Annotated in this window: 32 protein-coding genes; 26 read left to right on the top strand and 6 right to left on the bottom strand. The window is 55.7% G+C overall.

All coding sequences use genetic code 11. From position 1 onward, the window contains the following. The first annotated feature begins 142 nt into the window (after positions 1 to 142). The 7 genes from SIB38_RS05985 (at position 143) to rplP (ending at position 4,296) form a co-directional block, all read left to right on the top strand. Entirely contained in the window at positions 143 to 529 is a 387-nt protein-coding gene (locus SIB38_RS05985) for a nuclear transport factor 2 family protein (RefSeq protein WP_412551619.1), read from the top strand. A gap of 100 nt (positions 530 to 629) precedes the next feature. After that, a complete protein-coding gene (locus SIB38_RS05990; RefSeq protein WP_412551620.1) occupies positions 630 to 1,247 on the top strand; it encodes a hypothetical protein in 618 nt (205 codons plus the stop codon). A gap of 406 nt (positions 1,248 to 1,653) precedes the next feature. Beyond that, on the top strand, positions 1,654 to 2,496 hold the full coding sequence (gene rplB / locus SIB38_RS05995) for a 50S ribosomal protein L2 (RefSeq protein ID WP_294116130.1): 843 nt from the start codon (positions 1,654 to 1,656) through the stop codon (positions 2,494 to 2,496). Between the two features lie 3 nt (positions 2,497 to 2,499). Beyond that, positions 2,500 to 2,778: a 30S ribosomal protein S19 gene (gene rpsS, locus SIB38_RS06000; protein WP_294116132.1), complete on the top strand. Its 279-nt coding sequence runs from the start codon at positions 2,500 to 2,502 to the stop codon at positions 2,776 to 2,778. A 3-nt stretch (positions 2,779 to 2,781) separates the two neighbouring features. Beyond that, the gene (gene rplV / locus SIB38_RS06005; protein WP_412551621.1) at positions 2,782 to 3,162 is read left to right on the top strand and encodes a 50S ribosomal protein L22; all 381 of its coding nucleotides are present in this window, start codon (positions 2,782 to 2,784) and stop codon (positions 3,160 to 3,162) included. Beyond that, positions 3,162 to 3,869, top strand: a complete 708-nt coding sequence (rpsC, locus tag SIB38_RS06010; protein ID WP_294116136.1) for a 30S ribosomal protein S3 — start codon at positions 3,162 to 3,164, stop codon at positions 3,867 to 3,869. The genes rplV and rpsC overlap by 1 nt, the downstream gene beginning before the upstream one ends. Before the next feature lie 13 nt (positions 3,870 to 3,882). Then, positions 3,883 to 4,296 carry a 50S ribosomal protein L16 gene (gene rplP / locus SIB38_RS06015; RefSeq protein WP_164644444.1) on the top strand — a complete coding sequence of 138 codons (414 nt, stop codon included), beginning with the start codon at positions 3,883 to 3,885 and terminating at the stop codon, positions 4,294 to 4,296. Positions 4,297 to 4,550: 254 nt separating this feature from the next. Here rplP and SIB38_RS06020 read toward each other — a convergent pair whose 3' ends face one another. After that, positions 4,551 to 6,716, bottom strand: coding sequence for a methyl-accepting chemotaxis protein (locus tag SIB38_RS06020; RefSeq protein WP_412551622.1), 2,166 nt, complete (start codon positions 6,714 to 6,716; stop codon positions 4,551 to 4,553). 202 nt (positions 6,717 to 6,918) lie between these two features. Here SIB38_RS06020 and SIB38_RS06025 point away from each other — a divergent pair, with 202 nt between their 5' ends. From SIB38_RS06025 to SIB38_RS06045, 5 genes are all read left to right on the top strand, one after another. Beyond that, positions 6,919 to 7,539, top strand: coding sequence for a 2OG-Fe(II) oxygenase family protein (locus SIB38_RS06025; RefSeq protein ID WP_294116140.1), 621 nt, complete (start codon positions 6,919 to 6,921; stop codon positions 7,537 to 7,539). A 290-nt stretch (positions 7,540 to 7,829) separates the two neighbouring features. Further along, the gene (locus tag SIB38_RS06030) at positions 7,830 to 9,413 is read left to right on the top strand and encodes a BCCT family transporter (protein WP_294116141.1); all 1,584 of its coding nucleotides are present in this window, start codon (positions 7,830 to 7,832) and stop codon (positions 9,411 to 9,413) included. A gap of 186 nt (positions 9,414 to 9,599) precedes the next feature. Next, positions 9,600 to 9,845 carry a hypothetical protein gene (locus SIB38_RS06035; RefSeq protein WP_294116142.1) on the top strand — a complete coding sequence of 82 codons (246 nt, stop codon included), beginning with the start codon at positions 9,600 to 9,602 and terminating at the stop codon, positions 9,843 to 9,845. Positions 9,846 to 10,113: 268 nt separating this feature from the next. Next, on the top strand, positions 10,114 to 10,359 hold the full coding sequence (locus tag SIB38_RS06040) for a hypothetical protein (RefSeq protein ID WP_412551623.1): 246 nt from the start codon (positions 10,114 to 10,116) through the stop codon (positions 10,357 to 10,359). Positions 10,360 to 10,473: 114 nt separating this feature from the next. Continuing rightward, entirely contained in the window at positions 10,474 to 11,463 is a 990-nt protein-coding gene (locus tag SIB38_RS06045) for an AraC family transcriptional regulator ligand-binding domain-containing protein (RefSeq protein ID WP_412551624.1), read from the top strand. On the opposite strand, the gene SIB38_RS06050 is transcribed toward SIB38_RS06045, so the two are convergent. After that, on the bottom strand, positions 11,460 to 12,086 hold the full coding sequence (locus SIB38_RS06050; RefSeq protein ID WP_412551625.1) for a LysE family translocator: 627 nt from the start codon (positions 12,084 to 12,086) through the stop codon (positions 11,460 to 11,462). The genes SIB38_RS06045 and SIB38_RS06050 overlap by 4 nt on opposite strands. A 172-nt stretch (positions 12,087 to 12,258) precedes the next feature. On the opposite strand from SIB38_RS06050, the gene SIB38_RS06055 reads away from it, so the two are divergent. Further along, entirely contained in the window at positions 12,259 to 13,485 is a 1,227-nt protein-coding gene (locus SIB38_RS06055) for a hypothetical protein (RefSeq protein WP_294116147.1), read from the top strand. A gap of 258 nt (positions 13,486 to 13,743) precedes the next feature. Here the strand turns inward: SIB38_RS06055 and SIB38_RS06060 are convergent, their stop codons facing one another. Further along, entirely contained in the window at positions 13,744 to 14,175 is a 432-nt protein-coding gene (locus SIB38_RS06060) for a hypothetical protein (protein ID WP_294116148.1), read from the bottom strand. A 335-nt stretch (positions 14,176 to 14,510) separates the two neighbouring features. Next, entirely contained in the window at positions 14,511 to 15,116 is a 606-nt protein-coding gene (locus tag SIB38_RS06065) for a hypothetical protein (RefSeq protein WP_412551626.1), read from the bottom strand. Between the two features lie 243 nt (positions 15,117 to 15,359). Between SIB38_RS06065 and rpmC the strand changes: the two genes are divergently transcribed. From rpmC to rpmD, 11 genes are all read left to right on the top strand, one after another. Then, positions 15,360 to 15,560, top strand: a complete 201-nt coding sequence (rpmC, locus tag SIB38_RS06070) for a 50S ribosomal protein L29 (RefSeq protein ID WP_294116152.1) — start codon at positions 15,360 to 15,362, stop codon at positions 15,558 to 15,560. Positions 15,561 to 15,574: 14 nt separating this feature from the next. Further along, positions 15,575 to 15,805 (top strand): 30S ribosomal protein S17, encoded by a 231-nt coding sequence (rpsQ, locus tag SIB38_RS06075; protein ID WP_294116154.1) that lies wholly within the window; start codon positions 15,575 to 15,577, stop codon positions 15,803 to 15,805. 99 nt (positions 15,806 to 15,904) lie between these two features. Beyond that, entirely contained in the window at positions 15,905 to 16,273 is a 369-nt protein-coding gene (gene rplN, locus SIB38_RS06080) for a 50S ribosomal protein L14 (protein ID WP_294116156.1), read from the top strand. Between the two features lies 1 nt (position 16,274). Beyond that, the gene (gene rplX, locus SIB38_RS06085) at positions 16,275 to 16,586 is read left to right on the top strand and encodes a 50S ribosomal protein L24 (RefSeq protein WP_294116157.1); all 312 of its coding nucleotides are present in this window, start codon (positions 16,275 to 16,277) and stop codon (positions 16,584 to 16,586) included. Further along, positions 16,579 to 17,139 carry a 50S ribosomal protein L5 gene (gene rplE / locus SIB38_RS06090; protein ID WP_294116158.1) on the top strand — a complete coding sequence of 187 codons (561 nt, stop codon included), beginning with the start codon at positions 16,579 to 16,581 and terminating at the stop codon, positions 17,137 to 17,139. The genes rplX and rplE overlap by 8 nt, the downstream gene beginning before the upstream one ends. An 18-nt stretch (positions 17,140 to 17,157) precedes the next feature. Beyond that, complete coding sequence (gene rpsN / locus SIB38_RS06095; protein WP_010437098.1) at positions 17,158 to 17,463, top strand: 30S ribosomal protein S14; 306 nt, start codon at positions 17,158 to 17,160, stop codon at positions 17,461 to 17,463. 12 nt (positions 17,464 to 17,475) lie between these two features. Continuing rightward, the gene (gene rpsH / locus SIB38_RS06100; protein ID WP_294116163.1) at positions 17,476 to 17,865 is read left to right on the top strand and encodes a 30S ribosomal protein S8; all 390 of its coding nucleotides are present in this window, start codon (positions 17,476 to 17,478) and stop codon (positions 17,863 to 17,865) included. Between the two features lie 10 nt (positions 17,866 to 17,875). Further along, positions 17,876 to 18,409, top strand: coding sequence for a 50S ribosomal protein L6 (gene rplF / locus SIB38_RS06105; protein WP_294116165.1), 534 nt, complete (start codon positions 17,876 to 17,878; stop codon positions 18,407 to 18,409). An 11-nt stretch (positions 18,410 to 18,420) separates the two neighbouring features. After that, positions 18,421 to 18,783: a 50S ribosomal protein L18 gene (gene rplR, locus SIB38_RS06110; RefSeq protein WP_294116169.1), complete on the top strand. Its 363-nt coding sequence runs from the start codon at positions 18,421 to 18,423 to the stop codon at positions 18,781 to 18,783. A 116-nt stretch (positions 18,784 to 18,899) separates the two neighbouring features. Further along, on the top strand, positions 18,900 to 19,463 hold the full coding sequence (rpsE, locus tag SIB38_RS06115; protein WP_093325872.1) for a 30S ribosomal protein S5: 564 nt from the start codon (positions 18,900 to 18,902) through the stop codon (positions 19,461 to 19,463). Between the two features lie 13 nt (positions 19,464 to 19,476). Beyond that, positions 19,477 to 19,665, top strand: a complete 189-nt coding sequence (gene rpmD, locus SIB38_RS06120; RefSeq protein WP_058238294.1) for a 50S ribosomal protein L30 — start codon at positions 19,477 to 19,479, stop codon at positions 19,663 to 19,665. A gap of 55 nt (positions 19,666 to 19,720) precedes the next feature. Here the strand turns inward: rpmD and SIB38_RS06125 are convergent, their stop codons facing one another. Together SIB38_RS06125 and SIB38_RS06130 are read right to left on the bottom strand one after the other, a co-directional pair. Then, positions 19,721 to 19,975 carry an SHOCT domain-containing protein gene (locus SIB38_RS06125; protein ID WP_294116176.1) on the bottom strand — a complete coding sequence of 85 codons (255 nt, stop codon included), beginning with the start codon at positions 19,973 to 19,975 and terminating at the stop codon, positions 19,721 to 19,723. 39 nt (positions 19,976 to 20,014) lie between these two features. Then, positions 20,015 to 20,329, bottom strand: coding sequence for a PH domain-containing protein (locus SIB38_RS06130; RefSeq protein ID WP_294116177.1), 315 nt, complete (start codon positions 20,327 to 20,329; stop codon positions 20,015 to 20,017). 324 nt (positions 20,330 to 20,653) lie between these two features. On the opposite strand from SIB38_RS06130, the gene SIB38_RS06135 reads away from it, so the two are divergent. Together SIB38_RS06135 and SIB38_RS06140 are read left to right on the top strand one after the other, a co-directional pair. Further along, a complete protein-coding gene (locus tag SIB38_RS06135; RefSeq protein WP_294116178.1) occupies positions 20,654 to 20,869 on the top strand; it encodes a DUF1127 domain-containing protein in 216 nt (71 codons plus the stop codon). 232 nt (positions 20,870 to 21,101) lie between these two features. Continuing rightward, positions 21,102 to 21,317, top strand: coding sequence for a DUF1127 domain-containing protein (locus SIB38_RS06140; RefSeq protein ID WP_294116179.1), 216 nt, complete (start codon positions 21,102 to 21,104; stop codon positions 21,315 to 21,317). Positions 21,318 to 21,333: the final 16 nt, after the last annotated feature.

Genomic DNA, 21,333 nt, shown 5'->3' on the forward strand with positions numbered 1-21,333 from the left:
GATTTCTGCGCGCGATGATGTCCATCAGGGTCATTGAATAATTCTCCTCCGGTTATGACCTCCGCCACATCTCTTCATTGGGCAGGCGAAGTCTGCTTCTCTATGTCTTTCGCCAAGGCGCATGACGAGAAAGGACAGAGAAATGAACACACAGGCTGAGTTGTTTGAGGCGGTACAGACGTATTTTGACGGGCTGTTTTACTGCGACAAAGAAAAGCTCGATGCGGTGTTTCACCCAGCGGCGAGCCTGTTTGATGTCGAGAAGGGCGAGATTTTCGCAGAGCCGATTGCGAGCTTTAATGCTGATGTGGGTGGCAATGCGGCCAACTCTCCACATGCGCTTGGACAGCAGATGGATGCGGAGATTTTGATGGTGGACTACCTGACGCCCCAAAGCGCCCTGGTCAAAATCCGCTTCCGCGCGCGGCGCAATGTGTATCAGGACCACCTGTCGATGCTGAAAGGCGAGAACGGTTGGCAGATCGTGGCAAAGGTCTGGATGCTGGAGAAGGTGGTGGCGGAGATTTGAGAGCGCACGTCACAACGCGACATTGGTCATCCTGCCAAAAAGCATTCCGCGCCCAATTTAGCTATTCCTGTTTTCACTTCGGTTTGCGATGAGTAAACCGATGAAGAATTTGAGAAATGGAAGTTTCTCGGTTGGAAAAATGGAGCTTGAAATGCTTCCAAGACCAGTTCGGACGCTACTTTGGATAGTGTCCGGCGCCGTATTTTTGGCCGGTTACTTGGCCACATTTGCTAGCATCGGCGGTCCGAAATTTTTGCCGAGCCCTATGTGGGCCAAGGCTTCACTTTGGATTGTCCTTCCTTTGGGATTGCTCACAGGCGCTTTCCTTCTGCTAGAGATCAAAAGGGAAAAGGCAGGGCGGTTCAAAAACTTTGGGCCGTTGCGCAGAGCCTTTTTGTACGTTTTGACGGTATTGATTTGTTTTTGTTTTGCGTTGTTCGCAGTAACAAATGGCGTGCCTTTGCTATTATCGCAATACAAGGGGTCGCCGGTACAGTTCGAGTACATCGTCGCGGATCCAATTCCAAAGCGACGAAAATACTGCAAGAGCTCGATAAAACTGAAGGAACCCATTTTAGCGCTGGGTCAGATTTGTGGTGTTTCAGAAGAATTCGCCGCCGAGCTAGAGGATGGTTCGACGGTTTTGATTTCTGGGGAAGGCACCAAGCTTGGACTTTATGTGGAACAAATCCAAGTCATTAAAGGTGACACACTATAAGTGCTATCCAGCGCGAAACAGCGGCCGATAGGCCGCCGCGCATCGACGACGCGCCCCCACGCGGCGGCGATTTGGGGAGGCTAGCGCGCCCTCGATAGGACCTACTGACGTGGCCGGGATCAACTGGCAGGCACTTAGGTTTGGATCGCCACCACGCGCGTCGTCGATGCGCGGCTTAGCGGTGGACGAGGGCGCAAGCCAAGAAAAACAAGCGCTCCTATAGACACCCCCTCTCATCCAAGCTATATCGCGCGGGTCGTGTGGCCTCAGATTCGTTCTGGGGCTGCTCGCCTTTTGAACCGGGGACCTTCGGGGCCCTAAAAACTTGGCCACCTTCGGGGGGCTTTAACATCGCCGGGTCTGACCAATTTCCACAGACCGGGCTGCTATACGGAAGACAGAAAGCATGGCACTCAAGTCGTACAAGCCGACGACGCCGGGCCAGCGTGGGCTGGTGCTGATCGACCGTTCGGAACTTTGGAAAGGACGTCCCGTCAAAGCTCTCACCGAGGGCTTGACGAAATCGGGCGGCCGGAACAACACCGGACGGATCACCTCGCGTCGTCGTGGTGGTGGGGCAAAACGCCTTTACCGGATCGTTGACTTCAAACGGAACAAATTTGATGTTGCGGCAACCGTTGAGCGGATCGAATACGACCCGAACCGGACCGCGTTCATCGCACTGATCAAATATGATGACGGCGAGCAAGCCTACATCCTCGCACCACAGCGTCTTGCCGTGGGTGACAAGGTTGTTGCGTCTGCAAAGGCCGACATCAAGCCGGGCAACGCAATGCCGTTCTCGGGCATGCCGATCGGTACCATCATTCACAACATCGAACTGAAACCAGGCAAAGGCGGCCAGATCGCTCGCGCAGCTGGTACCTACGCTCAGTTTGTTGGTCGTGACGGTGGCTACGCTCAGATCCGCCTGTCCTCTGGCGAACTGCGCCTCGTGCGTCAGGAATGCATGGCCACCGTTGGTGCCGTGTCCAACCCTGACAACTCCAACCAGAACTTCGGTAAAGCCGGCCGTATGCGCCACAAAGGCAAGCGTCCGTCGGTTCGTGGTGTGGTTATGAACCCGATCGATCACCCACACGGTGGTGGTGAAGGTCGTACCTCCGGTGGTCGTCACCCAGTGACACCATGGGGTAAGCCGACCAAAGGTGCACGTACCCGCAACAAAAACAAAGCGTCGCAAAAGCTTATTATCCGCTCGCGTCACGCCAAGAAGAAGGGGCGTTAATAGATGTCTCGCTCTGTATGGAAAGGCCCTTTTGTGGATGCTTACGTGCTTAAGAAAGCCGAAGCAGCCCGTGAATCCGGCCGCAATGAAGTGATCAAAATCTGGTCCCGTCGTTCCACCATCCTGCCCCAGTTCGTGGGTCTGACTTTTGGTGTGTACAACGGCAAGAAACACATCCCTGTCAACGTCACTGAAGACATGATTGGTCAGAAGTTTGGTGAGTACTCGCCAACTCGGACCTACTACGGTCACGCAGCTGACAAAAAAGCGAAACGGAAGTAAGTCATGGGCAAGGTAAAGAACCCCCGCCGCGTGGCTGAAAACGAAGCAATGGCGAAAACTCGCATGCTTCGCACCAGCCCGCAGAAACTGAACCTGGTTGCTGGCATGATCCGCGGCAAGAAAGTTGAGAAGGCTCTGACCGACCTGACTTTCTCCAACAAGCGTATCGCAGCAGACGTGAAGAAGTGCCTTCAGTCCGCAATTGCCAACGCCGAAAACAACTACAACCTGGACGTCGACAGCCTGATCGTTGCCGAAGCCTATGTGGGCAAGAACTTGACCATGAAGCGCGGTCGCCCGCGGGCCCGTGGTCGTTTCGGCAAGATCATCAAGCCGTTCTCTGAGCTCACCATCAAGGTGCGTCAAGTTGAGGAGCAAGCCTAATGGGTAACAAAGTCAATCCGATTGGCATGCGCCTGCAGGTGAACCGCACCTGGGACAGCCGCTGGTACGCTGACACCAAGGACTATGGTGATCTTCTGCTGGAAGACATCAAAATCCGCGAGTTCATCAAGAACGAGTGTAAGCAAGCCGGTATCGCACGCGTGATCATTGAGCGCCCTCACAAGAAGTGCCGTGTGACTGTTCACACTGCGCGTCCGGGCGTGATCATCGGTAAGAAAGGCGCGGACATCGAGACTCTTCGCAAGAAGATCGCCGAGATGACCGACTCCGAGCTGCACCTCAACATCGTTGAAGTGCGCAAGCCGGAACTCGACGCAACGCTGGTTGGCGAGTCTATCGCTCAGCAGCTGGAGCGCCGTGTGTCTTTCCGTCGCGCAATGAAGCGTGCCGTTCAGAACGCCATGCGCATGGGCGCCCTGGGTATCCGGGTGAACGTTGCAGGTCGTCTGGGTGGTGCCGAGATCGCACGTACCGAATGGTATCGTGAAGGTCGCGTGCCTCTGCACACACTGCGTGCCGACATCGACTACGCACACGTGGAAGCTACCACCGCTTACGGGATCATTGGTATCAAAACCTGGATCTTCAAAGGCGAGATCATGGAGCACGATCCACAGGCGCGTGATCGCCGTGCACAAGAAGTCCAGGATGGCCCAGCACCTCGCGGTGCAGGCGGTCGTCGCTAAGGGAGACTGATCAATGCTTCAGCCAAAGCGTACTAAATTCCGCAAGATGCACAAAGGCCGCATCAAGGGTCTGGCGAAGGGTGGTTCCACCCTGAACTTCGGCTCCTTCGGCCTGAAGGCAACCACACCGGAGCGTGTGACTGCTCGCCAGATCGAGGCAGCACGTCGTGCGATGACCCGTCACATGAAACGTCAAGGTCGTGTTTGGATCCGTATCTTCCCAGACACTCCTGTGACCTCGAAGCCTACCGAAGTCCGTATGGGTAAAGGTAAAGGCTCCGTGGACTACTGGGCTTGCAAAGTGAAGCCAGGTCGCGTGATGTTCGAAATCGACGGTGTTGACGAAGACATCGCACGTGAGGCTCTGCGCCTCGCCGCGATGAAACTTCCGGTCAAAACCCGCGTCGTCGTTCGCGAAGACTGGTAAGGAAGTGAGGGGCTTGCCCCTCATGCCTGACAAGATTGACCCTCTGCCGGAAGACCGGCGGAGGGTTTTTTGTATCCGCAGGGGAGCGTGCTGTTGCGGCAGTTTGTATGGGAGTGTCTTTGCTCTGCGCCACCGAGACGCTTTAGGATTGGCTGGCGACGGCAATTCTTAGCGTAGGTAGGGACAATGCGCATGCTAAAAGGCCCCGCCGGTAGGCGAGGCCCTTTGTTGTTACGTTGTTACCGATGCGAGGCTTAAGCGGCGTCCCATTGGTCGTCGAGGTCGTCCTCGGCGGTGCGAGAGGCGCTCTCGCCTTTGAGCGTGAAGCCATCCACGGCGCGGACCAGGTTCTCGGCTTCGCCACGCAGGACCTGACCAGAAGCGGCGGTCTCTTCGAGCATGGCGGCGCTCTTCTGGCTGTCGCTGTCGAGGTTCTCGACCGCGGCGCTGACCTCTTTCAAACCGGTGGACTGATCCACGGCGTTCTCGGCGATCTCGCGGACCTTGCCTACAACCTGTTCAACAGCTTGCATAATTTCGCCAAGCGAGTTGCCGGTTTCGTCCATCAGATCAACACCATTGGCAACTTCGGCTTGCGAGCTGGAGATCAGTGTGTTGATCTCATGCGCTGCTTCAGAGGATCGTTGTGCCAGTGCTCGGACCTCGGAGGCCACAACTGCGAACCCGCGGCCTGCGTCGCCTGCACGGGCGGCTTCCACGCCAGCGTTCAGAGCCAACAAGTTGGTCTGGAAGGCCACGTCTTCGATCAGTCCGCTGATCTGAGAAATCGCGTCAGAGCTCTCTTTGATCTTCTGGATCGCCGCTACGGTCTGGTCCGCAACTTCACGGGTTGACTCGGCCTTTTTCTGGGCGTTGTTGACGTGGGTGCGGGCTTCCTGAGCGCTTTGGGCCGTGTGGTTGACGGTTTGCGCAACAGTTTGCAGCGAAGAGGAGGTTTCTTCCAGGGAGGCGGCAGAGATTTCACCGCGACGGGAGGCATCGTCCACCGAGGAGGAGATCTCCTGGGAGGTGTGGTTCAGCACCTGGCTGGAGGCGGACAGCTGCCGGACCATACCGTCGAGGCTGTTGGTCAAGTGGGTGATGGTGTCCGAGATATCTTTGAAGACCCCTTTCTGGCCTGCTGGCATCTCATGGGTGAGATCGCCGGTTGCAAGGGTTTCTAGCGCTTCCTGAACGTCGCCCAGACCTTTTTGGGCCACTTCACCAATGGTATTCACGCCTTGACCAAGGTCTTTGAACACACCTTCGGAGCCAGTGGTGTCGATCCGGCGCGAGAAGTCGCCTTCGCCACAGGCCTCGATTACTTTGGTGATCTCGCGGGTCATATGGACTTTGGTTTCTTCCTGCTTACGGAAGTCACCGACGGCTTCAGAAATGGCAGACAGCTCTCGAATGCCGGATTTTGGCATCTCTTTTGAGAAGTCTTCGTTCATCATATCTTTCAACACTGCGTCGATGCGCTTAAGCGGACGGGAAATGCCCCGTGCGAGGAAGAAGGCAAAGATTGCAAACAGGCCAGCGCCGATGATCGCAGCCCACTGGGAGCTTGTTTGGGCTTTTTCGCTTACACGCGTGCTTTCGTGATGAATATTATCCATTGCAGCGGTCACGTCCGTCAGAATGGCGTCCATGTAAGGGGATGCATCCTTATAGCGTGCCGATACGTCATTGCGGAATCCGCGTTCTTTCAGGGTTTCGGAGACCAGAGACTCAAACGCCTTTTTGTAGCCCGCCATTACTGGCAGAATGGACTCGCGCTGCTCTGCGCTATCGTAGAAGAAGACCGGAAAGCCTTCGAATTCGGTGAGGCGAGCGTTCACTTCATCGAGCCATTTCGGGTCACTAGAGATCAAAAAGTCTTTTTCGTGCTGGCGCATGGTTAGGACGTTCACCTTCAATACTGGAATGGCGACGTCCTTGAGACTTTCGTTTACTGTCGCAGCGGCCTCCCCTAGTTGGGCGCGCAGGCCCTGAGCGTCGGTTAAACCTAGTCGCTTGTTTGCTGTTACAACGTCCTTGAAGCTGGCTTCGTAGCGGCTCGCATTATCCACCAGCGGGGCCAGGTTTTCGGTAGTCAATTCCAAAGCTTCCACTTGCGGCAAGACGCGTTCCAGCGTTCCAAGGTGCTCTGTTAGGCGATCCATGGTGGCGGCATGACGGCCGACGTATTTCTCATCCAAACGGAGCAAGAAATCTTTTTCGTTTCGTCGCGCCATCAGAAATTCAATCTTCAGGCTTTCGACTGCGATGGTGGCTTCTTCGATGAGTGCGACACGTTTTTCCATGTCATCACGCATTTTATGAGAGTATAGAGAGATCCCAGCGAGACCGCTCATGACGCTAATGGCCATGACGATGATCGAGATGATCGCGAATGAGACTGTAATCTTGCGTTTCATGGTTTTCCTGCTCCTGGACAGGCGGATTTCGAGTGTGTCATTGAGAATTAGCAAGCAGGGGTTAAAAGAGTGTGGCCTTTAAAAACGGGGGGTTAGCGCAGAAAAAGAGCGATTCTTTTTGCTAACGTTTCGAGGGGATTAAGCGAATATTTCTACCTAAGAGTGTTTCGAAGAAAAAAACCAACCAAGACAGGATGACGACATGTCGACCATCGAATCTCTTTTTGTGACCCGCCTGTACCGGGCGCGCTTGTCCGAATTTGGCACGCCCGTGGATGCGGATGAACTGGAGGCGTCCTGTTTCTCGATTGCCGAGGATGATGAAGCGGGGCAGGAGTGGTGTGAAGCCAATGCCTACCCGGGCTATACGTCCTACGCTTCGCTGACAGATTTGCCTTGGCGCTTTCCGATTTTTGCGGATGTGGTGGCGTCTCTGGACCAGCACGTGGCGACATTTGCCAAGGATCTGGAGTTTGATCTAGATGGTAAGTCCTTGAAACTTGAGGATTTGTGGATCAACATTTTGCCGCAAGGGGGGATGCATGCCTCCCATATCCATCCGCATTCTGTGATCAGCGGGACAACCTATGTTTCCATGCCTGATGGAGCGAGTGCGCTGAAGCTGGAAGACCCGCGCTCTGGGCGGATGATGGCGTCGCCGGTGCGTAAGAAGGGCTCCCGGCGAGATTTGCAGCCGTTTATCTATATGAAACCGGAGGTTGGTGACGTGCTTTTGTGGGAAAGCTGGCTGCGTCATGAGGTGCCGATGAACATGTCCGAAGACGAGCGGGTGAGCGTGAGCTTCAACTATATTTGGGAATAGGTGTTGCGCCGTTAACCGGTCAAAATCCACGTCGGTATTGTGTCGGTATAACGACTGCATCGCGGAGGTGACAGATTTTGCCAACGGGCAAAGGTTACTTAACCGACCGGTGCCCGTTGCTGTCTTTCAATTTTTGGTAGTTTATCCGGCAAACTGCACACCTTCGGCGATTATTCTTGCTGAGCATAGGTGCTTGAGCGCCGAATTCTCTCTTCAAGGTGTCGCATTTCGCGGGTTGGTCGCCTTCGGTTCGCGGAGGCTTTCCTTATGACATGGAAAGGGAGGGACCAATGTCCGAGGAGACCGACTACGAAGTGGGTCAGGATAACGTTCAGTTGTTTGGGTTGGATATTCACAACCCGGTGTTTGTTATTTCTGGGCTCACAATTTTGGCCTTTGTATTTTTCTCGTTGGTGTTTCGAGAGCAGGCAGCCGCGTTTTTTGGTTGGCTGCGTCCGGCGCTGACGAGCAATTTTGACTGGGTCTTTATGATCGCATGCAACCTGTTTGTGGTGTTCTCGCTGTTTCTCGTGATTTCGCCGTACGGAAAAATCCGACTTGGGGGAGAGGACGCGAAGCCTGATTATAGCTACGCCGGATGGATCGCGATGTTGTTTGCCGCAGGCATGGGCATCGGCCTTGTGTTCTGGGGCGTGGCGGAGCCAATCTCGCACTATGGGTCGTCGCTTGGCGGCACTGCTATTGGCGAGAATGGGCTGCGATCTGACTGGGCGCCTTTGGGAGCTGCGGAAGGTGATGTGACTGGTGCGCGCGATTTGGCTATGGCGGCCACGATTTTCCATTGGGGCCTGCACCCATGGGCGATCTACGCAATGGTTGCTCTTGCGCTGGCGTTTTTTAGTTTCAATCGCGGCCTTCCGCTGACCATGCGGAGCGTTTTCTACCCACTGTTGGGGGAGCGCACTTGGGGCCCAGCGGGACACATCATTGATATTCTGGCAGTCTTTGCCACCATCTTTGGCCTTGCGACGTCATTGGGGTTGGGAGCAAGTCAGGCTTTGGCCGGTCTGAACTATCTGTTTGGCGTGCCGGTCAGTGACGGCATGAAAGTTCTGCTGATTGTGCTGATCACCGGCTTTGCTTTGGTGTCCGTTGTGGCTGGACTTGAGAAAGGTGTGAAGCGTCTTTCAGAAGCCAACATGATCCTTGCGGCAGCGCTGCTGATCCTTGTGTTGTTGGTGGGGCCGACCGTGGCGATCATCGCAGCCTTTTTCAATGGCATGGCGGACTATGTTGCCAAGCTGCCAGCGCTGTCGAACTGGGTCGGCCGTGAAGACACCAACTTTATGCAAGGTTGGACGGCATTCTATTGGGCCTGGTGGATCAGCTGGTCGCCTTTTGTGGGCATGTTCATTGCGCGGATTTCGCGTGGGCGCACCATTCGTGAGTTCATCATCTGTGTTTTGATCATTCCAACGGTTGTCGGTGCGCTTTGGATGAGTGTCTTTGGCGGCGCAGCTTTGGAGCAGGTCACTGGCGGTGCGGCACAGGCGCTTCAGGACGCCGCGCTTGAGTTAAAAATGTTCAAGATGTTTGAGGCCTTTCCGATGACTGGATTGTTGTCCTTCATTGGCATCATCCTGGTGGTGGTCTTTTTTGTGACCAGCTCGGACTCCGGCTCTTTGGTGATTGATACGATCACGGCAGGTGGCAAGACCGATGCCCCAACGGCGCAACGTGTGTTCTGGTGTGTACTGGAAGGGGCCATTGCCATTGTGCTCCTACTCGGTGGTGGGCTTGGCGCGTTGCAAGCAGCGGCTATCGCGACGGGCTTCCCATTTGCGATTGTGCTGATGCTGATGTGTGTGTCTGTCATGATTGGATTGGTCCGGGAGCGCAAACGCACTCAGTAGTTCTGAGACTAAAAAGCATTGCAAAAGCCGCCTCTTCCGGGCGGCTTTTGTTTTGCTCATTTGATTTTGTGAAGTGTCCCAAATTCAAATACAGCCTTCCCAAATTCCAATGCTACCGTTCAAGATGGCCCCCATATCCCTTTCATCAAAGGAACACAGAAAACCTCAAATGAAAGGAACCCCCCCATGTTCACCAAATTCGCCTCCGCCGCCGTTGTTGTTGCTCTCACCGCGCCTTTTTCTTTTGCCTACCCTGTGACCTCCGCGCCTGGCCCAACTGAGCCAGTGATGACAGAGAGCTATGAGGTTGCCGGCACCATCGGGATGGACCGTCGTCAGGATCGTCGGGGCGATCGTCAGGACTGCCGCCAAGGTGAAGGAATTGTGGGTGCCGACAAGCGGGATTGCAAACAGGATAACCGCAACGGTTAAAGTCCGCCTCTGTAGATTGCGCATGAGCCTCGACCTCAACAGTCGGGGCTTTTGTTGTTGCTGATTGTTTAAGGACAGGCGGCGCTTCGGCCGCGACTGAACCGGCCGAGGGTGTTTGGGTAAAAGGCTGGGGCGGCGGATGGAGATCTGAATTGTGTCCCAAATTCAAACGGCACCTTCCCAAATTCCAATGCTGCCGCGCAAGATGGCCCCCATATCTCTCTCATCAAAGGAATACAGAAAACCTCAAATGAAAGGAAACACCCCCATGTTCACCAAATTTGCTTCTGCCGCCGTTGTTGTTGCTCTCACCGCGCCTTTGGCTTTTGCCTATCCTGTGGCCTCCGCGCCTAGCCCCACCGAGCCGGTGATGACCGAGAGCTTTGAGGTTGCCGGCACCATCGGGATGGACCGCCGTCAGGATCGCCGCGGCGACCGTCAGGACTGCCGCCAGACCGAAGGGGTCGCCGGTGCCGACAAGCGGGACTGCAAACAGGACAACCGCAACGGCTGATCCCACTACATAGTGTAAACAAGAGCCTCGCCCCATCCGGGTGGGGCTTTTGCCTTTGGGGCTTCCCCAGCAGCCCGCGCACGCTAGAGTGGTTTTATGAAACAGGTGCGCAGTGTGAGATTTGCCTACGTCAGTGAAACGTTGCAGCGCAAGCTGGGCGGACAAGTTGCGGAGCGGCTGCTGCGCAAAGTGGGGCGCTATCCGGGCGCGAAACAGTTGGCAACGGTGAAGCAGGAGGCAGCCTTGATCCGCGCGGCGTGTTTGGAGGTGCACGATCCGACGCTGGGGGCGCAGATCGGGATTGGCTATCGCGATGCACCAACGCTGTCGGCCTATTTGGCCGCCAGTTCAAAGACCCTGCGCGCGGCAGTGGAGCATGCCGCCAAGTTTTACAGGCTGGCAGACCCAACAACGCGGTTTGAATTGCGCCAGATCGCGGACGGCGAGGCATTGGAGGTTGTGTCGTTGGAGGCTGGCTTGCAGACCAACGCGCGGTTTCAGGAGTTTCTGGTGTTTGGTGTGTTGGCGCGGATTCAGGGCATCACGCGACGGGACACGCGGCCGACACGGGTGGTGTTTAAACATGCCGCGCTTGGCGACGCGCGGGCCTATGAGCGGATCGCGGGCTGTCCGGTGCAGTTTGGCGGCGGGTTTAATGGGCTGCGGTTTGCGCAGGGCGTGCCGGATGTGCTGCTGGAGGCGCATGACCCGGATTTGGTGACACATTTAACGCGGCTGGCGGAGGCGCAACTGCGGGATCTGGATGCCGACGAGGGGCGGTTGTGGGACAAGGTGGAGCGCATGCTGGTGCAGGCCTTGCCGGAACGGTTTTTGACAGCGGATGAGGTGGCAGCGCAGCTGGGCATCACGCGGCGCACGTTGACACGGCGGCTTGGCACCGAAGGCGGGAGCTATCGCGACCTGTGTAATGGGCTGCGCTATCGGCTCGCGAAGGCACATCTGCGGGATGGGCGGTCGGTCACGGAGACTACGTTTTTGCTGGCCTACAAAGATCAGGCCAGCTTCTCGACCGCGTTTAAGGGCTGGAGTGGTGAAGCGCCCAGTGCCTTTGTGGCGGGACTGGACGCCTCTCCGACGACTTAGCGCTCGGCGGTGACCAGTTTCACGGCCAGGGCGATGAAGACCACGCCTGCGAGGCGGTTGAGCCAGATCTGCGCGGTGGGCGAGTTTTTCAGCCAATCGCCAAGCCAGCCTGCGGCCAGGGCCACCGAGCCGAACACCAGCAGCGTAGCGATGATCATCAGGAAGCCGAGCTGGTAGAATTGCAGCACCAGCGGGCCATTGGCCGGATCAACAAACTGCGGAAGGAAGGCGAGAAAGAAGATCGTCACCTTGGGGTTGGCGATGTTCATGATCAGGCCGCGGGTGTATTGCTTGGCCGCGGTTTCCGGGGCAGGGGCGTCGCCGTCCAGATTGGACTTCGCGGCGGTGAAGGCTTTGAAAGCCAGATAGGCGAGGTAGGCCGCGCCGATGTATTTTAGGATGGCAAAGGCTACTTGCGAGGTTTTGAAAATCACGGCCACGCCAAGGGCGACGGCGGTGGTGTGAAAGATCAAACCGCTGGCGAGTCCCAGTGTTACGGTGAGACCTGCTACACGACCATGCAGAGCCGATTGGGTCAGCACAAAGATGTTGTCCGGCCCCGGCACCAGGGCCAGCGCAATGGCCGCGCCCATAAACAGGATAGCTACGTCGACAGGTATCATGGTCACTCCTCCCAAAGTGTGCGCTTTGGCAGGCGCCGCGCAAATCTCGGAGTCTTGTAGTGACAACGATGCCGGGAAGGAAGATGCAGACTGCAATGGGCCTTGTGATCGTCTTGACAGCAGGCAGCCGGAGGTTCACTTTTAGGGAGAATTTTATTGATTGGATTCCCGTATGTTGCTTGTTCTTCTGGGCCTCATGGCCAGCGCTGGTGTCGCCTCTGTTGTCATCGATCACTATGACGACGATGAGGCAAACTCGGCAGAGACGACGACCGAAGTGGATGACGCACAAGCGCAAGCTGGCACTTCGCGCGCTGATATGGAGGTCAGTGGCGGATCTGACGACACCGATGGCTCAGAGGAAATTGGTGAAACATCCGAGCCAGCTACAGAGGAAGTGGCGGAGCAGATCTCTGCGCCGGAAGATGAGGGGCCGGTTGCAACCGAAGTGGACGCGGGCGCAGAGGGTGGGGGCACAGAGACGGCAGCCGACGAAGCGCCGGATCCGGTTGTGGAGGACAGCCCGGCGCAAGCGGAGACGTCAGGCGAGACGGTTGATTTTGAGCGACTTGTGGCTGCTGAAATTGCGGGCGAGGGTCTGGCGCTTGGCGATGGGGATGACTTTGTCGATGCCACGCCGCCAGGTGGGAGGTACTCTGATCTGCATGTCGATATTGACCTTGATTTGGGCGGTGGCGACGACACGGTTGTGGGGCCATTCTTTGGCTCCAACTTGTCTGGTGGTGCGGGGGATGACCTGTTTGAGGTGGAGGAGACCGGCGGCGAGGTTCTCTCAATCGACGGCGGCGCGGGCAACGACACGATTGACGTCCGCACATCCTCCAATGTGATCCTTGAAGGCGGGGCAGGCGATGACGTCATCCACGCGGGTGGAGCTTCTTCAACGGGCGACGGCTATGTGACGCGGGTCGACGGCGGCGCGGGCAATGACACGCTGCATTTCTATGCGGACAACGACGGGGGATTTAATCCGGCGGGTGCGATCAATGGCAGCGCAGGCACTGACCATTTTGTCGTCGACGTCAATGACCAGGTGCGTGGCCTCAATTCGGGCGGCCCTACTGCTGCCCCCTCTGACGGACCCGCAGGCGACGAGCCGGCCCCCGCGCGGTCCAGCGTTGTTGTCTTGGGCGATTTTGACCCCACGATGGAAACTCTGGAGTTACACATCGGGTCGCCCAACGTGGATTATGAGGCGACTTCGGTGCATATCGAGGAAGATGGGGTGGTCGTGACTTATGAGAGCGACATCTATCGGTCCATGGAAAAGCTGATCGTTTGCAATACGGAGGGCTTGACCCCTGAGCAGATTACGCTGGTTGGGGTGGATCCGTCGATCTTGGTGGGCGCGCCTGCGTCGTCGGTGGTCTGCGTTTGATCGAGGCGGCATGTGTTTACTGGACGGGTTGGAGCCGTTCTCGAGCAGCGTCAGATCCGGATGACAGCGCCAGAGTCCTAGCACAGGCGTAAGCCAAAACTGACTGGAACCTTCCAACGGCGGCATCGCCAGAGCTCAGATTGCCTGCGCTTGGGCGGGCTGGATGGCCTTTGTCAGGGCCGATGAAGTGGCAGGTTTGGCGCTCAGAGAAAGCGTGCCGGTTGCGCGGCACGCCTATGTTTTTTGTGGCGGCGAGATTTAGTGAAGCTGTTTGGCAACGCCAGGTGATGGAGCCTCCTCTGGCATCACAACAAGCTGAAGCTTCAGCGCGCCTTCGCGGGCGGCGAGCCAGTGCATCTCGCCTGCGCGCACCATCAGTATGGAGCCTTGCGGGTACACGGTCTCTGCGCTGGCGTCGATCTTGTCGCCGTCGCCCCAATACAACGTGCCGTCGACCACGGTCAGCATGCGCAGACCAGCCTTGGTGGCGTGGGCGGGGACTTCTTTGCCAGCAGGCACCTCGAGCAGCACAGCCAGTGGGGTGCCTTCTGCAGACAATGCCAGCGGTTTCAATGTGGCCACCTCATGCACGGTTTTGCCGGGCACGGCGTCCAGATCAAGTTTCACGGTTTCAGCGGTTGCGACGGCGGGGAGCAGCGTAAGAGCCACTGCGGACATCAGGGTTTTCATCCTGAACACTCCAATAAGTGGGCTGGCGGCCATGCTGGCATATGATTTTGGCCATATCATTTGCGTAATACAAATGTGGGAAAAGTATATGCCGCGGCACGTTTGCCAACAAGCGCAACCGATGCGGCGAATTGGCTCGTGCGACGTCTCAAGGATGCGAGAACGATAAAGCTAACGGAAGCGGCATTATGAAGAGCACTGCGTTGGGACCCATGGTGTCGTGAGGCAAATGGGCCAAGGCTGTGTCTTGGGATTTGCGTCAAGCGTGGCGGTTGAGAAGGCTTAGGGGAGAAGGCGCAGGGAGAGAAGAGTGCATGGTGACGTGTCACACAAAGCTACTCTGTTTGCTGCGCCGCGTTTTTGCCCAGCAGCGCCATAGCCGCAGGAGAAGGCGACTCCAGTCGGATTGCTGCCAATGTCGTAAAACCTTTCAAAATTTTTGCATCATGGTTTAGCGCGAGTTGCAACACTCCACCATCCTCCAACTTCAATACTAGAAAGGCGCCTGCGCGATGGGCGGAGCCGGGGGACTCTTCCAATTCAGTTGGACCTAAAAATGTGCCGTCTAGGGACTGTCGCCAAGCGGGGTAGGCCTCCTTTAAAGCGGTTAAATTGGAGTTGAAGCTAAACAAGAAACAGAAGTCATGCACACTTTCATAGGTCTGAATGGCGAATTCAGAAGAGCGCGTCTCCCATAGTACTGTGTCTTCGCTCGCATTATTGGCTTTAATGAATTGTTGGGTGATGCCGTCGTCGATCCTTAGGACACCGTCGTATTCAGGCGTGGTTTGCGTTTTCAGCAATGGAAGGCAGAACCCATTGAAGTCTTCCAGTGCAAGAGAAGGGTCTGCCTGTAGGCCGTTTGCCAGTAGAGGGGTGGCGAGGCACGCTGATGCGGCCAGTGCCAGAACGGATTTTGGGCGGAAGGTAGCTAAAAACATGCTGGTCGCACGAAAGCGAATTGGTCGGGGCCGTTGAACCTGCACGCTAGGGGAGAGTTGGCCGCTCGTCCAGTTGCGAATGTCCCATCTTTCGCTTGCCATCCCCCCGACTCCCCCGTATAGAGCGCCATCTCATGGATTCCGTGTATACGGGATTCGTGTGTTTTGTATTTGTCCATCAGACAAAAGGGTCACCCCGCACATACTCGGGCGCCCTCTGATGTATGAGAAAGGAAGAGGCGCATGAACGCCAAAGAACTGCGTGAAAAAACGCCGGATCAGCTGCGTGAAGAGCTGGCCAACCTCAAGAAAGAATCGTTCAACCTGCGTTTCCAGCAAGCCACTGGCCAATTGGAAAACGCGGCTCAGATCCGTGCAGCGCGTCGCAACGCAGCACGCGTGAAGACCATCCTGAACGAAAAAGCCAAGTCGGCTGCAGAGTAATAGGAGCTAGATAGATGCCCAAACGTATCCTGACAGGCACCGTTACTTCGGACGCCAACGCCCAGACCGTAACTGTGTCCGTAGAGCGTCGCTTTACACACCCGGTTCTGAAGAAGACCATTCGTAAGTCCAAAAAATACCGGGCTCACGATGAGAACAACACCTACAAAGTAGGTGACTCTGTTCGCATTATCGAATGCGCACCGCGTTCGAAAACCAAACGCTGGGAAGTTCTGGAAGCCTAAGAGTCTCACTTTGAGACTCCTGGCGACTAGACTTTACAGTTAGTCGAAACCCTGGGGGACACAGCACGCATCGCTGCCCCATAGGTCGGGAGAAACCACATGATCCAGATGCAAACAAATCTGGATGTAGCTGACAACTCCGGCGCACGCCGAGTTCAGTGCATCAAGGTTCTGGGTGGTTCCAAGCGTAAATACGCATCCGTAGGCGACATCATTGTTGTCTCGGTTAAGGAAGCCATTCCACGTGGTCGCGTTAAAAAAGGTGACGTCCGTAAGGCCGTTGTCGTTCGCACCGCAAAAGAAGTCCGTCGTGAAGATGGCACTGCAATCCGTTTTGACCGGAACGCAGCCGTAATCCTGAACAACTCCAACGAGCCAGTAGGCACTCGTATCTTTGGCCCAGTTGTTCGTGAGCTTCGCGCAAAAGGCATGATGAAAATCGTCTCGCTCGCGCCGGAGGTGCTGTAAGATGGCTGCTAAGCTGAAAAAAGGCGACAAAGTCGTCGTTCTGGCCGGTAAGGACAAAGGCAAAGAGGGCACTATCACCTCTGTTGACCCCAAAGCCGGTAAAGCTGTTGTGGAAGGCATCAACATCGCCATCCGTCACACCAAGCAAAGCCAGACCTCTCAGGGCGGTCGCATCCCTCAGGCGATGCCGATCGAACTGTCCAACCTGGCATTCCTGGACAAAAACGGCAAAGCAACCCGCGTTGGCTTCCGCATGGAAGGTGACAAGAAGGTTCGCTTCGCAAAGACCACAGGGGACGTGATTGATGCTTGATAACGCAGACTACACCCCACGTCTGAAGTCGCTCTACAAGGATTCCATCCGCGCCGCTCTGAAAGAAGAGTTCGGCTACAAGAACGACATGCAGATTCCTGCGCTGGAAAAAATCGTGCTGAACATCGGCTGTGGCCGTGCAGCCGTTAAAGACAGCAAGAAAGCCAAGTCGGCACAGGCAGATCTGACCGCAATCGCGGGCCAGAAAGCTCTGACCACCGTGGCAAAGAACTCCATCGCTGGCTTCCGTGTACGTGAAGGCATGCCGATGGGTGCCAAGGTGACCCTGCGCGGCGACCGTATGTACGAATTCCTCGATCGTCTGATCACCGTTGCGATGCCACGCATCCGTGACTTCCGTGGTGTGAAGCCGAGCTTTGACGGCCGTGGCAACTTCGCCACCGGTCTGAAAGAGCACATCGTGTTCCCAGAAATCGACTTTGATAAAGTCGACGAAAACTGGGGCATGGATATCGTCATCGCAACCAACGCTAACACCGACGCCGAAGCGAAGAGCCTGTTGAAGCATTTCAACATGCCGTTCACTTCGTAAGGCTGAGAGGATTACGACATGGCTAAAAAAGCAATGATCGAGCGCGAGAAGAAGCGGGAGCGTCTGGTTGCGAAATACGCAGCAAAGCGCGCCGAGCTCAAAGAGATCGCAAACGATGAGTCCAAGCCAATGGAAGAGCGCTTCAAAGCGCGTCTGAAACTGGCGAAACTGCCGCGCAACAGCTCGGCTACCCGTCTTCACAACCGTTGCCAGCTCACCGGCCGTCCACACGCTTACTACCGTAAGCTGAAGGTCAGCCGTATTGCGCTGCGCGAGCTGGGTTCTGCTGGTCAGATCCCTGGCATGGTTAAGTCCAGCTGGTAAGGAGAGAACGATATGAACGATCCTATCGGTGATATGCTGACCCGTATCCGTAACGGCCAAATGCGTGGCAAGTCCGTGGTATCCACCCCGGCGTCCAAGCTGCGTGGTTGGGTTCTGGATGTGCTGGCCGACGAAGGCTACATCCGCGGTTACGAAGCGTCTGAAGAGAACGGCCACCCGGCGTTCGAAATCAGCCTGAAGTACTACGAAGGCACCCCTGTTATTCGCGAACTGAAGCGGGTCTCCAAGCCTGGCCGTCGCGTATACATGGGCGCAGATGACATCCCAACCGTCCGTCAGGGCCTGGGTGTGTCGATTGTCTCCACCTCTAAAGGTGTGATGTCGGATGCAGCGGCTCGTTCCAACAATGTTGGTGGCGAAGTCATCTGCACGGTCTTCTAAGGAGAGCTAGATGTCTCGTATTGGTAAAAAACCGGTCGAGCTGCCCAGCGGCGTAACTGCCTCTGTCTCCGGCCAGACCATCGAAATCAAAGGCCCGAAGGACACTCAGTCTTTCACCGCTACTGATGACGTGACCCTTGCAGTTGAAGAGAACGCCGTAACGGTGACTCCTCGCGGCAAGTCCAAGCGCGCCCGTCAGCAGTGGGGCATGTCCCGCACTATGGTTGCCAACATGGTGACCGGCGTGACCGCAGGCTTCAAAAAAGAACTCGAGATCAACGGTGTTGGTTATCGTGCGCAGATGCAGGGCAACACCCTGAAGCTGTCGCTCGGTCTCTCTCACGAAGTGAACTTCGAAGTGCCAGCGGGTATCACCGTGACCACACCGAAGAACACTCAGATCATCGTGGAAGGTACTGACAGCCAGCTGGTTGGCCAGGTTGCGGCAAACATCCGCGAATGGCGTAAACCAGAGCCTTATAAAGGCAAGGGCATCAAGTACGTGGACGAATATATCTTCCGTAAGGAAGGTAAGAAGAAGTAAGGACCAGACAGATGGCAAACAGCAAACGGGAACTGTTCCTCAAGCGCCGCCTGCGCGTCCGGAACAAACTTCGCAAGGTCAATGGCGATCGCAAAATGCGCCTGTCCGTGCACCGCAGCAACAAGAACATCAGCGTTCAGCTGATCGACGACCGTGCTGGCGTGACCGTGGCATCCGCATCCACCCTGGAAAAAGATCTGGGCCTGGTTGGCAAAAACAACATCGAAGCAGCAACCAAGGTTGGTGCGGCGATTGCCGAGCGTGCGAACAAAGCTGGCGTGACCGAAGCGTATTTCGACCGCGGTGGCTTCCTCTTCCACGGCAAAGTGAAGGCTCTGGCCGACGCTGCGCGTGAAGGTGGCTTGAAAGTCTAAGACTTGAGGGGGACGTTCGCGTCCCCCCGATGATCCGGGAGGTCGCAGACATGTCTGCGGCTTCACTGGGATCGGAGATAACAGGCGCCAAGCGCCAGTAGATAAAGGAATGCCAAATGGCAGAACGTGAAAACCGCCGGGGCCGTGGTCGTAACCGCGAAGAAGAAACCCCGGAATTCGCCGATCGTCTCGTTGCGATCAACCGTGTTTCCAAGACCACCAAAGGTGGTAAGAACTTTGGCTTCGCAGCTCTGGTTGTTGTTGGTGACCAAAAAGGCCGTGTAGGCTTCGGTAAAGGTAAAGCGAAAGAGGTCCCTGAGGCCATCCGCAAAGCCACCGAGCAAGCCAAGCGTCAGATGATCCGCGTGCCTCTGCGCGAAGGTCGTACCCTGCACCACGACATGGAAGGCCGTCACGGCGCCGGTAAAGTGGTTATGCGCACCGCTCCAGAAGGTACCGGGATCATCGCAGGTGGTCCAATGCGTGCCGTTTTCGAAATGCTCGGCGTCAAAGACGTTGTTTCGAAATCCATCGGTTCCCAGAACCCCTACAACATGATCCGCGCCACCATTGACGGGCTGAAGAAAGAAGCCAGCCCACGTCAGGTTGCGGCTCGCCGTGGCAAGAAAGTTGCTGACATCCTGCGCAAGGATGAAGCACCTGCCGAAGCCGCAGAGTAAGGAGTAACGACCAATGGCAAAAACCATCGTAGTTAAGCAGGTCGGTTCGCCGATCCGTCGTCCTCAAGACCAGCGCGCCACTCTGGTGGGTCTGGGTCTGAACAAGATGAACCGCACCCGTGAGCTGGAAGACACTCCGGCGATTCGTGGGATGATCCGCAAGGTCTCCCACATGGTGGAGATCATCGAAGAGCGCGACTAAGCCTTTTTGATCGAAAAAATTGAAAACGCCCTCGGATTTCCGGGGGCGTTTTTGATTATAGTGCGTCGAGGAGCTTTCGCTTTGCCTCAGTGAATTCTTCTTTATCAAGAAGTCCTCTTTCCAGAAGAGCGCCTAACCGTTCAAGTGTTTCCAGTGGGTCACTTGAGAGTCCGTGAGATGATTTGGAAATTGAACTAACGTTCGGTTCTGGTTTCTCTCTCAACAATTTGTTGGCAAGGTCGGCAACAATTGGAACACTTTGTTTTAAACAGTTGTCAATTGTTACGATCCTGCTTCCAAGATCGATCATGATTTTACCTAAAACCCAACCTTGGGATGCAGAAACCGCCTAGACACGATCAAGGCGGATGCTCTGGGTATCTGTCGAGCCAGTCAGCATGGCGCAATCTAACAGCAAAAACCGCTCGTTTGTTAGCGCAATTACCCAGGTGTTAGCTCCAAAATCAAAGGAATTTGACGTATCGGATTGGCTCATGACGCCTGATGTTATTGCCAACACTACCTCTTGTTCCTCTAGGTAGTCGGACAGAACTCGAAATTCTTTTTTTGTTCCGAAGGTGTCAAATGGCACTGAGTTTACGTCACAGATACCTTTCCAGTTTCCTTTTTGTGTGAGGGCTCTGTATTCTTCTAAATCCAACATCTTTCGAAGCCTCGATAAAATATAGCAATAATTGTATATACTTCTAAGGCGTGAGTTGGTCAAAGGAGATGCGCGTTCTGGTTGGCACTTACCTCAGGTGAAATCGCTTACCTTACTGGATGTAGCGGTCCATTCCTCATTAGCCCCCAAATATATCATTCCAAATTCGAATGATTAACATCGCTTCCATCGATATTCGCAAAGTGCATATCTGGGATGCTTTCTTGTGCCTACCGCGCCGAAAACTTCAGCACTAAATGGACCGCATGAACAGATAATGCGCGTCAAGCCGAAGTGGCGCATCGGCACTTGAAGGATAAACTCATGCAACATGCTCCATCTCTGCACATCGAAGCCGTAGACATCGTAGGCCGTTTCTCCCGTCTGGTTGAGAATTGGCTCCTGACCCGTAAGCGCGACGCGTCTTACGCCAAGACTGTCAAAGAGCTGAACAAGCTGACCAACCGCGAACTGGCTGACATTGGCCTGAACCGCGGTGACATCGAAGATGTGGCGCGCAAAGGCGCTCTGGCCCTGTAAGATACAGGACAGCCAGACACTCCCCAAAAGCCTCGGAGATTGCTCCGGGGCTTTTTTGCGTTTGGCAGGAATTTGCAAAACCTTGTCCTGGATGCATAGGAGATAGTCGCTTGCCAATGTTGAAAGGGTCGCGGCGGGGACCTTTATCTGTGGGGTAACACAGACCCACATATGACTGACACACAACCGCGCTATCCGAAGGTGGATTGGCGCCCCAAGGAGGACTTGTCTGATGGCCTATTTGAACACCCCACACTCGCGCAGCATTGGTATGGGCGCCCGCATCTATGATGCCTGGTCCACCTATCGCGCGGAGCACCGCCAAAACGCCCTGTACCGTGAGACCACGCGGCAGCTGGGCGGGTTGAGTGACCGGCAGCTGGACGACATTGGCGTGTCTCGCCATGACATCGAAAAGCTGGCGCGGGACCAAACGATTTCACGCTAAAGGTTCCCAGCTTTGA

The organism is Shimia sp. MIT910701 (assembly GCF_047126315.1).
Taxonomy (GTDB): domain Bacteria; phylum Pseudomonadota; class Alphaproteobacteria; order Rhodobacterales; family Rhodobacteraceae; genus Shimia.

Bases quoted from the DNA above. Each gene is read 5' to 3' on its own strand.
- SIB38_RS05985 (WP_412551619.1), top strand. From the start codon at position 143: ATGAACACACAGGCTGAGTTGTTTGAGGCGGTACAGACGTATTTTGAC.
- SIB38_RS05990 (WP_412551620.1), top strand. From the start codon at position 630: ATGAAGAATTTGAGAAATGGAAGTTTCTCGGTTGGAAAAATGGAGCTT.
- rplB (WP_294116130.1), top strand. From the start codon at position 1,654: ATGGCACTCAAGTCGTACAAGCCGACGACGCCGGGCCAGCGTGGGCTG.
- rpsS (WP_294116132.1), top strand. From the start codon at position 2,500: ATGTCTCGCTCTGTATGGAAAGGCCCTTTTGTGGATGCTTACGTGCTT.
- rplV (WP_412551621.1), top strand. From the start codon at position 2,782: ATGGGCAAGGTAAAGAACCCCCGCCGCGTGGCTGAAAACGAAGCAATG.
- rpsC (WP_294116136.1), top strand. From the start codon at position 3,162: ATGGGTAACAAAGTCAATCCGATTGGCATGCGCCTGCAGGTGAACCGC.
- rplP (WP_164644444.1), top strand. From the start codon at position 3,883: ATGCTTCAGCCAAAGCGTACTAAATTCCGCAAGATGCACAAAGGCCGC.
- SIB38_RS06020 (WP_412551622.1), bottom strand. From the start codon at position 6,716: ATGAAACGCAAGATTACAGTCTCATTCGCGATCATCTCGATCATCGTC.
- SIB38_RS06025 (WP_294116140.1), top strand. From the start codon at position 6,919: ATGTCGACCATCGAATCTCTTTTTGTGACCCGCCTGTACCGGGCGCGC.
- SIB38_RS06030 (WP_294116141.1), top strand. From the start codon at position 7,830: ATGTCCGAGGAGACCGACTACGAAGTGGGTCAGGATAACGTTCAGTTG.
- SIB38_RS06035 (WP_294116142.1), top strand. From the start codon at position 9,600: ATGTTCACCAAATTCGCCTCCGCCGCCGTTGTTGTTGCTCTCACCGCG.
- SIB38_RS06040 (WP_412551623.1), top strand. From the start codon at position 10,114: ATGTTCACCAAATTTGCTTCTGCCGCCGTTGTTGTTGCTCTCACCGCG.
- SIB38_RS06050 (WP_412551625.1), bottom strand. From the start codon at position 12,086: ATGATACCTGTCGACGTAGCTATCCTGTTTATGGGCGCGGCCATTGCG.
- SIB38_RS06055 (WP_294116147.1), top strand. From the start codon at position 12,259: ATGTTGCTTGTTCTTCTGGGCCTCATGGCCAGCGCTGGTGTCGCCTCT.
- SIB38_RS06060 (WP_294116148.1), bottom strand. From the start codon at position 14,175: ATGAAAACCCTGATGTCCGCAGTGGCTCTTACGCTGCTCCCCGCCGTC.
- SIB38_RS06065 (WP_412551626.1), bottom strand. From the start codon at position 15,116: ATGTTTTTAGCTACCTTCCGCCCAAAATCCGTTCTGGCACTGGCCGCA.
- rpmC (WP_294116152.1), top strand. From the start codon at position 15,360: ATGAACGCCAAAGAACTGCGTGAAAAAACGCCGGATCAGCTGCGTGAA.
- rpsQ (WP_294116154.1), top strand. From the start codon at position 15,575: ATGCCCAAACGTATCCTGACAGGCACCGTTACTTCGGACGCCAACGCC.
- rplN (WP_294116156.1), top strand. From the start codon at position 15,905: ATGATCCAGATGCAAACAAATCTGGATGTAGCTGACAACTCCGGCGCA.
- rplX (WP_294116157.1), top strand. From the start codon at position 16,275: ATGGCTGCTAAGCTGAAAAAAGGCGACAAAGTCGTCGTTCTGGCCGGT.
- rplE (WP_294116158.1), top strand. From the start codon at position 16,579: ATGCTTGATAACGCAGACTACACCCCACGTCTGAAGTCGCTCTACAAG.
- rpsN (WP_010437098.1), top strand. From the start codon at position 17,158: ATGGCTAAAAAAGCAATGATCGAGCGCGAGAAGAAGCGGGAGCGTCTG.
- rpsH (WP_294116163.1), top strand. From the start codon at position 17,476: ATGAACGATCCTATCGGTGATATGCTGACCCGTATCCGTAACGGCCAA.
- rplF (WP_294116165.1), top strand. From the start codon at position 17,876: ATGTCTCGTATTGGTAAAAAACCGGTCGAGCTGCCCAGCGGCGTAACT.
- rplR (WP_294116169.1), top strand. From the start codon at position 18,421: ATGGCAAACAGCAAACGGGAACTGTTCCTCAAGCGCCGCCTGCGCGTC.
- rpsE (WP_093325872.1), top strand. From the start codon at position 18,900: ATGGCAGAACGTGAAAACCGCCGGGGCCGTGGTCGTAACCGCGAAGAA.
- rpmD (WP_058238294.1), top strand. From the start codon at position 19,477: ATGGCAAAAACCATCGTAGTTAAGCAGGTCGGTTCGCCGATCCGTCGT.
- SIB38_RS06125 (WP_294116176.1), bottom strand. From the start codon at position 19,975: ATGATCGATCTTGGAAGCAGGATCGTAACAATTGACAACTGTTTAAAA.
- SIB38_RS06130 (WP_294116177.1), bottom strand. From the start codon at position 20,329: ATGTTGGATTTAGAAGAATACAGAGCCCTCACACAAAAAGGAAACTGG.
- SIB38_RS06135 (WP_294116178.1), top strand. From the start codon at position 20,654: ATGCAACATGCTCCATCTCTGCACATCGAAGCCGTAGACATCGTAGGC.
- SIB38_RS06140 (WP_294116179.1), top strand. From the start codon at position 21,102: ATGGCCTATTTGAACACCCCACACTCGCGCAGCATTGGTATGGGCGCC.